This is a genomic window from Vreelandella maris, from assembly GCF_013371085.1.
GTDB classification, from domain to species: domain Bacteria; phylum Pseudomonadota; class Gammaproteobacteria; order Pseudomonadales; family Halomonadaceae; genus Vreelandella; species Vreelandella maris.
Genome location: NZ_JABWCV010000002.1, coordinates 1 through 12,711, shown reverse-complemented (window position 1 = coordinate 12,711; position 12,711 = coordinate 1). Strand labels below are relative to the sequence as shown.

General features: G+C 51.8%; 10 protein-coding genes. 6 read left to right on the top strand and 4 right to left on the bottom strand.

Annotated features, from left to right (window positions below; all coding sequences use genetic code 11):
• Nucleotides 1-20 precede the first annotated feature (20 nt).
• The gene (locus HUO07_RS01420; protein WP_176302075.1) at nucleotides 21-1,157 is read right to left on the bottom strand and encodes an iron-containing alcohol dehydrogenase; all 1,137 of its coding nucleotides are present in this window, start codon (nucleotides 1,155-1,157) and stop codon (nucleotides 21-23) included.
• A 249-nt stretch (nucleotides 1,158-1,406) separates the two neighbouring features.
• Between HUO07_RS01420 and HUO07_RS01415 the strand changes: the two genes are divergently transcribed.
• From HUO07_RS01415 to HUO07_RS01395, 5 genes are read left to right on the top strand one after another with little or no spacing between them, the layout of a single operon-like run.
• On the top strand, nucleotides 1,407-2,381 hold the full coding sequence (locus HUO07_RS01415) for a tripartite tricarboxylate transporter substrate binding protein (RefSeq protein WP_176302074.1): 975 nt from the start codon (nucleotides 1,407-1,409) through the stop codon (nucleotides 2,379-2,381).
• 11 nt (nucleotides 2,382-2,392) lie between these two features.
• The gene (locus tag HUO07_RS01410) at nucleotides 2,393-2,863 is read left to right on the top strand and encodes a tripartite tricarboxylate transporter TctB family protein (protein WP_176302073.1); all 471 of its coding nucleotides are present in this window, start codon (nucleotides 2,393-2,395) and stop codon (nucleotides 2,861-2,863) included.
• Between the two features lie 3 nt (nucleotides 2,864-2,866).
• Nucleotides 2,867-4,381 carry a tripartite tricarboxylate transporter permease gene (locus HUO07_RS01405; protein ID WP_176302072.1) on the top strand — a complete coding sequence of 505 codons (1,515 nt, stop codon included), beginning with the start codon at nucleotides 2,867-2,869 and terminating at the stop codon, nucleotides 4,379-4,381.
• On the top strand, nucleotides 4,378-5,424 hold the full coding sequence (locus tag HUO07_RS01400; RefSeq protein ID WP_176302071.1) for an Ldh family oxidoreductase: 1,047 nt from the start codon (nucleotides 4,378-4,380) through the stop codon (nucleotides 5,422-5,424). Before HUO07_RS01405 ends, HUO07_RS01400 begins: the two co-directional genes overlap by 4 nt.
• A gap of 56 nt (nucleotides 5,425-5,480) precedes the next feature.
• Nucleotides 5,481-6,371 carry an NAD(P)-dependent oxidoreductase gene (locus HUO07_RS01395; RefSeq protein WP_176302070.1) on the top strand — a complete coding sequence of 297 codons (891 nt, stop codon included), beginning with the start codon at nucleotides 5,481-5,483 and terminating at the stop codon, nucleotides 6,369-6,371.
• Nucleotides 6,372-6,392: 21 nt separating this feature from the next.
• On the opposite strand, the gene HUO07_RS01390 is transcribed toward HUO07_RS01395, so the two are convergent.
• The gene (locus HUO07_RS01390) at nucleotides 6,393-7,358 is read right to left on the bottom strand and encodes a GntR family transcriptional regulator (protein ID WP_101147225.1); all 966 of its coding nucleotides are present in this window, start codon (nucleotides 7,356-7,358) and stop codon (nucleotides 6,393-6,395) included.
• Between the two features lie 47 nt (nucleotides 7,359-7,405).
• The gene (locus tag HUO07_RS01385; RefSeq protein WP_176302069.1) at nucleotides 7,406-8,935 is read right to left on the bottom strand and encodes a UxaA family hydrolase; all 1,530 of its coding nucleotides are present in this window, start codon (nucleotides 8,933-8,935) and stop codon (nucleotides 7,406-7,408) included.
• Between the two features lie 470 nt (nucleotides 8,936-9,405).
• On the opposite strand from HUO07_RS01385, the gene HUO07_RS01380 reads away from it, so the two are divergent.
• Nucleotides 9,406-9,594 (top strand): hypothetical protein, encoded by a 189-nt coding sequence (locus HUO07_RS01380; RefSeq protein ID WP_101147223.1) that lies wholly within the window; start codon nucleotides 9,406-9,408, stop codon nucleotides 9,592-9,594.
• Nucleotides 9,595-9,771: 177 nt separating this feature from the next.
• Here HUO07_RS01380 and HUO07_RS01375 read toward each other — a convergent pair whose 3' ends face one another.
• Complete coding sequence (locus tag HUO07_RS01375) at nucleotides 9,772-12,438, bottom strand: bifunctional acetate--CoA ligase family protein/GNAT family N-acetyltransferase (RefSeq protein ID WP_176302068.1); 2,667 nt, start codon at nucleotides 12,436-12,438, stop codon at nucleotides 9,772-9,774.
• Between the last annotated feature and the right edge of the window lie 273 nt (nucleotides 12,439-12,711).

Genomic DNA, 12,711 nt, shown 5'->3' with positions numbered 1-12,711 from the left:
CTGTTTCGCCAGTGATCGATTTAGAGGGATTGCTCAAGCATCCACTGATAATCCTGTTCACTCGCAAGGCGCGGGTTCGTTTTGTGGGTGTGATCAGCCAAGGCGCCTTTAATGATTCGAGGGAATAACGCTTCAGACACGTCCAATTCCGCTAACCTCATGGGTAAATCGAGACGCTTAGTCATGTCTGTAATAGCCGGGCCAATATCAGCGGGGCTACTGAGCTGCATCGTCTGGGCAATGCGCTCGAGCTTTTGCTCATGCTTTACAGACTCACAGCTGGAATTAAATTCGATCACTGCTGGCAGGAAAATGGCGTTAAGCGTGCCGTGGTGGAGCCGCGGATTAATACCGCCTAACGAATGACTCAAACTATGTACGCAGCCTAATCCTTTCTGAAAAGCCATCGCCCCCTGCATTGAGGCACTCATCATATTCATGCGTGCTTCCCGATCACCGGGGTTGCGCGTCGCCTTCTCAATATTCAGCCAGCCGCGGCGCAGTCCATCCAACGCGATGCCGTCGGCAGGAGGATTAAAGGCCGCCGACATGAACGTTTCAAGGCAATGGGATAAGGCGTCCATCCCCGTGGCTGCCGTCATTTGAGCGGGCAGACTTAACGTTAATTCAGGGTCGCAAATAGCAGATTTAGGTACCAGGTGGGGTGATAACAGGCCAACTTTACGCCCATCTTCCAGGATCAGAATCGCCCCGCGGCCTACTTCACTCCCGGTGCCTGCTGTCGTTGGAATTGCGATAACAGGTGCCGTGGCAGCGGTAATTCGCTCTGAGCCTCCTTCAACCACCGCAAAGGATTTCAAAGAGCCTTCATGGGTACCGCAAATAGCCACGCCTTTCGCCAGGTCGATTGATGAGCCACCACCAATGGCAATGATGCCATCGAAACCACCCTCGCGGTATTGCGTAACGGCTTGACGCACGGCGGCCTCATTGGGGTTGGGAGGCGTTTGATCATAAATGGCCGGATTAGGATCACTTAAATGCTTTAGCACTTGGTCGACAATACCCGCGGCCCGCACTCCCGCATCGGTCACCACCATTGGGTGTCGAATGCCCAAACGGTCGCACTCTTGCTGCAGCAACGAGGCGGCACCGAAATCAAATTGAATTTGAGTGACATAGTTGATTATTGCCATTTCTTTACCTTTGGAATTGTTAGTGTTTTTAAGTAATAACTTACTCTCGCCCTACGGACAAGCCTGTTTATGCAACGCCACATACAGATAACGCTAGGCGTCATTTCAACCAATTTCTTCTCAATGAAGCCAGAAAATACGCGTCAAAATTGAACTAAAGTCTACAAAATATGATTATTGAACACAATGGTCGTTAATGCTAGATTTGTTTTGCCACTCGACAAATACACAAAAACCGAGACTCATAAAATGATCACCAAAACTAAATCGCTCAAGCGCATTACTGCTCTACTGCTACTCACCGCATCCAGCTCTGTGCTGGCGGCCTACCCTGAAAAACCCATCACTATCATCGTTCCATGGGCCGCAGGTGGCGGCACAGACGCGACCGCGCGCACTATTGCCGCTGCGTTAGAAGAACAATTGGGCCAAACGGTGAATGTGGTTAACCGTACCGGTGGTAGCGGTGTTGTCGGCCACAGTGCCATGGCGAGTGCAAAACCGGATGGTTATACCCTGGGCTTGGCTACCGGTGAGCTCAATATGATGCACTGGCAAGGCCTGACCGACCTGACTTATGAAGATTTCACCCCAATCGGCCAGATCAACTTTGATTACGCCGGCATTCAAGTAGCCGCCGATGCGCCTTACGATTCAGTCCAAGAACTCGTAGATGCTATTGCTGAGCAACCCATGGGCACCTTTAAAGCCTCAGGTACAGGTCAAGGTGGCGTATGGCACCTAGCCTTTGCAGGCTTCTTAATGGATCAGGGGCTTGAAGCCAACCGTGTTACCTGGATCCCCAGCCAGGGCGCGGCGCCAGCAATGACGGAACTCGCTGCCGGTGGTATCGATATTGTGCCGAGTTCTGTTCCCGAAGGTCGTTCGATGATCGAAGCCGGGCGTGCCAAAAGCCTTGGCGTAATGGCACCAGAGCGTATTAACAGCTTCCCCGACGTCCCTACGATTAATGAAGCGATCGGAAGCGATTATCTCGTCGGTGAATGGCGTGGCATCACCGGCCCTAAGGGTATGGATGAGGAAATCGTAGCGACCCTTGAGGAAGCGCTAGAGGCCGCTTACAACAGCGATACCTATCAAGACTTCATGGCTAAACAAGGCTTTGGTACTGAGTGGCGCAATGCCGAAGAGTTTGGTGAGCTGATGGTCGAAATGGATGCGGTGTATGGAGAAATTGTTAAGAACGTTGGGCTGAGTCAATAAGGGGCTAAGCAATGAGAGATCTCCTCTTGGGACTAGCCTTTATGCTGCTTGGCGCCGTTGTGTTAACTGTCGCTAGTCAGTACCCGACGATGGCAAGTCTTCAATATGGTCCATCTCTGTTTCCCTCCCTCATTGGGGGAGGGTTTCTCATAGGGGGCCTGGTACTTTCGGCAACGCAGCTACCTACGCTAAAACGTCAACTGTCAGGCACCGATGCAAATGTGGGGAATATCTTCGACTTACGTTCCGTGCTTGTCTCACTTCTCCCAATAGCACTCATTATTTTTTATATATTCGCGAGCGAGTTTCTTGGTGCGGCCCTCTGCCTAGCCATCATTATGTTCGTGCTTATGCTGGTGAGAAAAACTTCCCTACCTTTAGCACTGCTGGTCTCCTTCGTCGCGTCGCTCACAATTTATTTCCTATTCTCGCGATACCTGCTGATCCCCCTTCCTGAAGGGCTACTGAATTTCTGGGGTTAGATTATGGAAGCATTCCTGTTAGGGCTGCAGCTCGTCTTTAATGTAGAAACAATGCTGGTTATCTTTGCGGCCGCCATATTTGGTGTGTTCGTGGGAGCGGTGCCAGGGCTAACCGCCACAATGGCGGTTGCACTCTTGGTACCGATTACCTTCTACATGGATCCGACCCCCGCTATCGCCGCCATTGTTACCACATCGGCCATGGCTATCTTTGCTGGTGATATCCCAGCTACGTATTTAAATATCCCCGGCACCCCTTCCTCAGCTGCCTATGTTAACGATTCACATCTGTTAGCACATAAAGGGCGAGCACGAGAAACGCTGGGAATGAACTTGATCTGTTCGGTATTTGGCGGCCTATTCGGAACACTAATACTGGTCTTTGTCTCACCTTCATTAGCTGAAGTGGCACTCCAGTTCAGTTCTTTTGAATATTTCTGGCTGGCGCTACTGGGGCTCAGTTGCTCGATTTTTATTTCTATTGGCTCCAGGGTTAAAGCATTTCTCTCTTTGATGATCGGTTTACTGCTCTCGACGGTTGGTCTGGATATGATGAGTGGCGCCCCCCGCTTCACTTTCGGCATTCCAGACTTAATGGGAGGTGTTAACTTTATTCCGGTAATGATCGGCATGTTCGCACTCAACGAACTAATGCTGTTTTATGGTTCACGCAATGAGGGCAGAGAGCTGCCTTATTTATCCAAAGATAGCGTTTTCAAGCAGGCACCAAAGCATATAAAAGCTTATTGGCCGAACATGATAAGAGGGAGCTCGATTGGAACACTGATTGGCGCACTTCCCGGCGCGGGGGCTGACATTGCGGCGTGGATCTCTTATGCCGTTGGCAAAGGCCGCTCTAAACAGAAACAGAGCTATGGTACCGGTCATGTTGAAGGCATTGTCGATGCCAGCTCCGCCAATAACTCGGGAATCAGCGGCGCTTGGGTGCCGGCCTTGGTATTCGGGATTCCAGGTGACTCGATAACCGCCATTGTTATCGGCGTACTCTATATGAAAGGCATGAACCCTGGCCCCACCATTTTCATGGATGGCACCGGCTTGATCTATGCCCTTTTCATCGTGTTCTTTCTTGCCAATTTAATCATGCTACCGATTGGCTATGCGGCGATAAAATCCGCCAAGGTATTCATCTTAACGCCCCGCAAAATCCTAATGCCGATCATCTTATGCTTCTGCATTGTAGGCGCCTTCTCCATCAATAATTCGATTACTGATGTATGGATTATGTTGCTGATCGGCTTTATCGCCTCAATTCTCGCCCGATGTGACTTTCCCATGGCGCCAGCGATTCTTGGCTTGGTGTTAGGCACGACATTGGAAAACAGTTTTATGAGCTCAATGCTAAAAAGCAATGGCGATCTACTCAGCTTCTTTTCCCGCCCTATTAGTGCAGGTCTAGGTGCCCTCGTTATTTTGCTATGGCTCTCTCCGCTAATCACCATGGCCTACAAAAAATTCAAACATAATAGTCAGCACAAAGCGCCGAGGATTTCATGAAACGCTATACAAAAAATTGGTTGGAAGAGTTACTGGTTACCCTATTCATGGAGGCCGGCGCTTCACGTGAAGTAAGTGAGACGACCAGCAGTATTCTTATTGAAGGCGATTTATTGGGGCACCATACCCATGGCGTCAAACTGGCTAATGGTTACTTAAGAGATTTGAAATCGGGGCATGCGTGCGGTGACCACAACGCGATGACCTCAAAAGAGATCAGCTCAGTCGCTGCCCTTGTTGATGGCCACTATATTCTTGGCCCCTACTTAGTGCAAAAAGCGCTTGAGCGAAGTGCTGATGCAGCACGAGAGTCTGGCATTGGTATTGTGACCATAAAACGTTCGCACCATATCGCCTGCTTGGCCTCGTATTTACAGCCTTTTGTTGAGCAAGGGTTGATGCCGATCATTATGACCTCGGATCCAGCGGTGAAATCGGTCGCTCCATATGGAGGCGTTTCGCCAGTTTACACACCGAATCCTATTGCAATGGGCATCCCCAGTCGCGTCCAACCGATCATGATGGACGTCAGCATGTCGACCGTCACTAACGGCAGCGTAGGAAAAGCACATGCTGAGAAAACCAAAATGGCGCATCCCGTCATCCTGACGAATACCGGTGTTGCCAGCGACGACCCAGCGGACTTCTTTAGCGACCCGCAAGGTAGCATCCTGCCGCTCGGCGGCCAGGAGTTCGGTCATAAAGGTTTTGCGATGGGGTTGATGGTGGAAGCACTGACCTCCGCTTTAGGCGGGTTTGGTCGTAAAGATGCGCCCACTGGCTGGGGGGCCTCGGTGACAGTCATGGTGATCGACCCCACCCTTTTCTCGGGGCAGAGTGCTTTCCTTGATGAAACAGATCATTTAATCGAAGCATGCCTGAGCTCCAAGCCGGTCAACCCACAGCATCCGGTGCGAATGCCTGGACAAGCCGGGCTTAGTCGTCGAGATAAGTACTTGGAACAAGGTATTCCGCTGCCGGACGATGTGGTGACTGAGCTACAAAAGGCTATTGATGACTCATCACTAAAGGGCCGTTATTAAAGATAGCTGCGGCAAATAATTGATCATCGTAAGACCAGAGCAGTGAGGCATCTATCATGAGCGAACCAACAACAATAGGCTTTATTGGCACAGGCATTATGGGTGGGCCGATGGCCGCCAATCTCGCCAAAGCAGGCCATCAGATGCGCGTATGGAATCGCACCCCGGATAAAGCGCACGCTCTTACCTCACTGGGCATAGAGGTAAGCGAGACTTTCCAGCAGGCGGCTGAGCAAGCAGACGTTGTGGTGGTCATGCTCAGTTCAGGGCCTGTCTGCGATGAGGTGATCCTGGGCCCCAACGGTCTATTAGCAGCCATGAAGCCGCACAGCACGCTGGTAGTGATGAGTTCGATCCCGGTTGAGACTGCACAGCAGCAGGCCAAGGCCGCGGCTGAGCGCGGGATTGGTTATCTGGATGCCCCCGTATCAGGAGGCGAAAAAGGTGCTCAAGCGGGTAATTTGGCGATTATGGTCGGCGGTGAAGTGGCCACATTCGAGCGCACAAGTACCCTACTTCAGGTAATGGGCAACCCGGTTCATGTTGGCCCGGCGGGTACCGGGCAGCTAGCGAAGTTAGCCAATCAATTAATCGTCGCCAATACGATCGCCACTGTCTCAGAGGCGGTGCTTCTTGCAGAGCGCGGCGGCGCTGATCCCGCTAAAGTTCGCGAGGCACTGTTAGGTGGTTTTGCGGACTCCACCGTACTGCGCGCTCATGCCCCCCGTATGATTGCCAATGACTTCGCACCGGGTGGCCCCGCCAAATGGCAACTCAAAGATACCCAAACGGCCATTGCGCTCGCCAAAGAGCTGTCGCTTGACCTGCCCGTAACATCGCTGGTGAATAGCTTGTTCACGGACCTTGTTGCCCATGGCGACGGAGAGCTCGACCATAGCGCCTTGATTCGAGAACTCAGACGCCGAAACGAAATGCCCCTCGATTAACGACGCAAACTACCTTTATCGTTAACGCAAGTAATCGGGAATGTCGAGAACGCCGTGGTCACGAAAATCGCTAAGACGCTCTTGAACCTTGGCTTCGGAGCCTGCCAAGTGAGCAGAGAGCGCTTGGCTAGCTTGCTCGCCCTCTTTATGACGCATTCTGTCGAAGATTTTTAGATGGTCATGAAAGAACGGATCTTTGTCTGGCAGTGCCATGCTCGAGCCCAGCAGGTGCTTGCTCATAAGCAGGACAGGATGAGTGCGTCTTAGCATGTTAAAAATTTCTTGATTGCCCCCCATGCTCACGGTTCTGTAGTGCAGGTCGCTTTCAAGTTCATCCAGTGTCGCGCCTTCGACATTAGGATATTTCGCCGCTGTCTGCTCTAACTTCTCAATGAAATGGGAGATTTGTTGCTCGGGCATACTCTGCGTAGCCCTGGCAATCATAAAGGGCTCCAACTGCCTACGCGCTTCATAAAGGTTATGCAGTCGATCATTGTCCAGCGGCACAATGGACCAACTGGTGTACTTCACTTTTTCAACCACCCCAATGGACTGCAGATAGAGTAGAATTCGATGCGTAATCGTACGGCTGACACTGTATTTTCTTGCCAGTTGGAGCTCGTTGAGTTCAAACCTGCCCTTCATCGAACTCAAGACAACATCATGTTCCACAACATCGGCTATGGCGCGCCAAGTGTCCGTGCGCTCAATCTTGGCATCCTCTCCCAACGCACTGAAATCGGCCGTGGTTAGATTCCGCCTGATAGGCTCAACGGCTGTTGCCCCCACCAAGTAACCACGGCCATCGAAACGGCAAATTAACTGTTCATCATACAGTCGTCCTAACGTCTGACGAACAGGAGAGCGGCTCATTCCGAATATTTCTGCAATATTGCCTTCGAGTAGCACTAAACCTGACTCAAGGTGGCCACTGTTGATACTTCGCTTAAGCGCCTCGTAAAGCTGGTCTTTTAACGACTGCGACATTCAAGCCACTCATTACATAGGTGTTAGTTAAGGGCTATATAGGGCTGTTAAGTAACGGCACCCACCATCCACGGCACAAATTCATTGTTACCATAACCCAACGATTCACTGGCACTCTGCTCGCCCGAGGCAATCGAAATGATCTTCTCAAAAATATGCTCGCCCACTTCTTCTACTGTGGCGGTACCATCCACAATGGTGCCACAGTTAATATCCATATCTTCGAGAATACTTTCATACATCTGCGTATTGGTGGCCAGCTTAATACACGGCGCGGGCTTAAACCCGGAGACAGAGCCGCGCCCCGTGGTAAAACACACAACGGTTGCGCCTGAAGCAATCTGACCCGTGACGGATACCGGATCATAGCCGGGGCTATCCATAAAATTAAAACCTGGCTCTTTCAACGGCTGGGCATACTCAAGCACGTCATTAAGGCTCGAAGAACCACTCTTAGCCACGGCGCCCAGCGATTTTTCAAGAATGGTGGACAAGCCCCCTGCTTTATTTCCCGGCGAAGGATTATTGTTTAATTCAGCCCCATTGATCTGCGTGTAGTGCTTCCACCACTCGATCCTTTCAAGCAGCTTACGCGCCACGTCTTCATTGATAGCTCTATCTAGCAGCAAATGCTCGGCGCCATAGATTTCAGGCGTTTCACTCAATATAACGCTACCGCCATGTTGGACGATAAGATCAGCCGCATGTCCCAGAGCGGGGTTGGCGGTAATGCCAGAATAACCATCTGACCCACCACACTGCAGTGCCACGGTAAGGTGGCTCAACGGGGCCGGGCGTCTCTCGGCATCACGGTAGTCATTCGACATTTGACGGATTTTTTCCGACGCCTTCTCAATGCTCGCTCGGGTACCGCCAGCGCTCTGAATATTAAAGTAAAATATTCTTGATGTATCGGTCAGTCCATACTTTTCAACCAGTTGCTTAACCTGATTAGCTTCGCAACCTAAACCAATAATAAGCACAAAAGCAAAATTCGGATTGATCGCATAGCCATTCAATACCCGTTCAAGGAATGCAAACCCCTCAGACTCCGTATTCATTGCGCAGCCTGAACCATGGGTGACCGGCACGACGCCATCAAAGCCTAATGCCTCAAACTCACCGCTGGCATTGAGACGCTCGGCAACGACTTTCGAGACTGTGGCCGAACAGTTCACGGTGGAAAGAATGCCAATATAGTTGCGGGTACCTACTTGGCCATTTGCACGATGGTAGCCATTAAAGGAGCGCTGGCTGTCAGTCACCGATGTCCTTGGCGCTGGCTTGAAATGCTCAAGTGATGCATCACGTTCCAACATAATAATATTGTGCGTATGCACATGCTCACCGGCCTCGATACGCCGCGTTGCCAGCCCAATAATTTGACCATATTTGAAGATGGGCTGTTCTGGCTCAATGACCGTTAACGCAACCTTATGACCAGCATCAATATTCTCATGGGCAGTATGCTGCTCATCGTCAATGGGGTAGCCCTTCGGAACAGCCCTGCTCGCCACGCCAACATTGTCATGATGATGCAACCTAATGACCGCAGGTACACTATTGATAAGCTCCATTATTTTCTCCCTAGCCTCTTAGACGTTTGCAAATCACTCAGTACCCCGCCATCAGCCCTTTCACCAGCGCGTTTAGAATTGTTGTACTGGGCATATTAGACTATCGTCGAGTTAATGATCATTGTGTGCAATATTCAATCAAAGTCAGTTTACTTTCTCCCGAAGCGCATGTCGATAGCTATAAAACAGAGCGATAAAGCTGGTTAGCCACACAGGTATCAAATGAGTTCTCTGCTACGCTTAAGGAGCAAAAAAGGAGGATTAAGGGCATGACCGCATAGAGAATAGTGAAATAGCACATGGATGGCTGAACACTTAGCCTGATGTAGATTGAAGTAGAAAATTAGGAACTCAGAGGAATGCGGCGCGTCGAATATCGTTACATACCCTAGTCCGTCTTGAACGGCTTGGACTTAACACCAATGCTATAACGAATATGCCCCTAAGCAATTAGGTACCAGGAGGTTCGCATGAGAAAATGGATCGTAATGGCAGTCGTCAATTGGCTGCGTAAGCCAGCAAACAGACAGAAAGCCAAGGACGCTTGGAAAGATGTTCGTGGTCGCAATGATGCAAAGCGGACGCCGCCACAGCCGCAGGCTACCCCGCGCGATACAACAGCAAAGCGCCCTGGCAATACCTTCGATAATCGTCCTTAAACGCTAGGCAACTTGGTTTGCATAGGTGGGATATCTGACACTTCCACAGAAGATTAAGTCGCTAGTACGCAAACGCCCCGCTGGCATATCCAGCGGGGCGTTTGCGTACTTGCGGTACTGATTGCTTGGCGCTAACGCGGGAATCTTCTCTACACCCCAGTTAATGAGGTAGTGGCGTTACAGATTAAGCACGACCATGACGGTATCCGTCTCATCATTGGCTGGCTGAACCACGAAGCCAAACTCTTTCGCCATTTCCCGCATGGCATGGTTTTCTCGCAGAACATCGGCAAAGACCTGCTGAAGACCACTTTCACGGGCATAATCGATCATTTGTTGCATAAGCCGATAGCCAAGCCCGGTTCCCTTCATGTCACTACGCACCATGATCGCAAACTCCGCCTTTTCTTTGTCGGGATCGGCAGATAAGCGGACAACACCCACGATTTCCTGTTTATCTGGCGGCATCGCAATAAACGCCATTTCCCGATCATAGTCGATCTGAGTCAGCCGGGCGGCGAAGGCATGGTCGAACCGCCGGATGGCGGCAAAGAAGCGTAGCCGCACATCATCGGACGTGGAATGACGAAGCATTTCCACCAGCGAACCTTCATCTTCGGGTCGAATGGGGCGCAGTGAATAACATTGCCCATTGCGTGTTTCGATAGTTTGCTCAAGTTGCTGCGGATATGGGCGGATAGCAAACGGAGGCCGCTGTTCACGGTCGGCCTTGACCACGATGCGCGCATCCAAGGCAATCACTCCGCTGGCATCGGCCAGTAGCGGATTGATATCCAGTTCAACCACGCGATCCAGATCGCTGATCAACTGTGACAGTTTAATGAGGGTGAGAGAAATTGCCTCCAAGTCGGCCGCAGGACGGTCACGGTAGCCGCGCAGCAAACGTGAGATACGTGTCGCCTGGATCATTTCTTGTGCTAGCAGCGGGTTGAGTGGCGGGAGACCCACCACCCGGTCACCGATTAGCTCTACTGCCGTGCCTCCCTGGCCAAACATAATAATCGGCCCGAAAACGCTATCTTCCGCGACACCTAAAATCAGCTCATGCGCCCCAGGGCGACGAATCATCGGCTGTACATTAAAACCATCTAACCGCGCCTCAGGCGCCACTTGGTGAATCGTCGCCAGCATATCTTCGGCCGCCTGTGCCACCGCACCGGGCGAGGCCAGGTTCAACTGCACTCCGCCGCTATCAGACTTATGCGAGATATCACGCGAGAGGATCTTCAACACGACCGGGAAGCCCAACTGCTTTGCTGCTTCACTCGCCTCTTCCGGTGTATGCACAGCGATGGCAGGGACGGTTGGAATCCCATAAGCTGACAATATTGCCGAGGCCTCTGGCTCGGTTAGCACGTTGCGCTCATCTTTAAGGACTTGGTCAATAATGGCGTTCGCGCTGGCTTTATCGATGGTACCGCCAGTGGAAATGGGTGGTGGCGTTTCCATCAACGTTTGCTGGTTTCTCCAGTAGCTGGATAAGTGCCAGAAGGCCCGGATGGCCTGCTCAGGCGTTTCGTAGGTTGGAATTTTTTGTGCAGCAAACAAACGGCGGGCCTTAGCTGGCGCCCCTTCTCCCAGCCAACAGGTAAGAACTGCCGGGCGTTTTGACCCCAGGGTATCAACCACCGCTTGGGCGGCGTCCAGGCTATCTGCGACCGCTGTGGGGCAGTTCATAACAAGAATCGCATCCGCTTCCTTCTCATTGAGTAAGGCTTCAAGTGCACTTGTGTAGCGCTCCCCTGGCGCATCACCGAGGATATCGACGGGATTGGCATGCGACCACGTGGATGGCAGCACACTATCCAAACGCGCAAGTGTCGCTTCAGAAAGCTCGGCCAAGCGCCCCTGCATCTCGGCCAGTTCATCAACTGCCAGCACACCAATTCCTCCTCCGTTGGTGAGAATAGCTAGCCGGTCGCCTTTAACGTGGATACCGGTGGCCAGAGTGCCTGCGGCTTGAAATAGTTCATCAAGTGTATTGACCCGCAGCATACCTGCACGCCGAAATGCTGCATCGTAAACGGCATCAGCACCCGCCAGCGCCCCGGTATGTGACAGCGCGGCTTTAGCGCCAGCGTCGCTGCGCCCTGCCTTGACCACCACCACAGGTTTATTACGAGAGGCCTTGCGAGCTGCGGATAGGAATTTTCGTGCCTCAGTAATGGCCTCAACATAAAGCAGAATGGAATGCGTCTTGGGGTCGAGAGCTAAGTAGTCGAGCATATCGCCAAAATCGACATCGCTCATCGAACCGAGGGACACCACATGCGAAAAGCCGATCCCCCGCGCTGACGCCCAATCGAGAATAGAAGTGGCTACCGCGCCAGACTGCGTCACGAAGGCAACATTCCCCTTTTGGGGCATGATATGCGCAAAGCTGGCATTGATCCCCCGGTGCGGTGCCAAGACCCCCAAGCAATTAGGGCCAACAATACGCATCAAGTAAGGCTTTGCCGCATCGAGCATCGCCTGTTTGAGCACTTGGCCATCGGCATGCTCACCCTCACCGAAGCCAGCGGTAATCACCACTGCAGCCCGGCAGCCACACTCCCCGAGCTCGCGAATAAGCCCAGGAACCGTATCTGGTGGCGTCGCAATAATGGCCAAGTCAGGCGCTAACGGCAGCTCACTTACCGAGTGGTAGTTGAGAGCCGAGCGGATAGCCCGCTCTCTTGGGTTTACGGTCAGGATCGGCCCTTCGAATCCGGCATCAAACAAGTTGCGCGCCAGCACAGCACCTACTGAGCCTGGGCGATTGCTGGCACCAATCAAAGCGATCGTGGTGGGAGAAAACAACGCATCTAAATTGCGAATTGACATTGAACATCTCCTTCTAGCAATGGCAGGTCAGTGCGGCGTACTGTGCAAACCTCAATGTTAGCTAAGGAAGCAGTATTACAGTTCAATCGCCGTTCTCACGCCTTGCATCGAAAAAACCATCAAGACGACTACCTAATAAAGCATACCGAAATGACTAGGGCCTGTTGACGTTTTGAGGGATAGCATTGGCAGGATAGGGGCAAACTCACAGAATACAGGTTCCGACACCAACAAACTGCGAGCTTGCCATGCCCCGACTGATGCTCACAGATG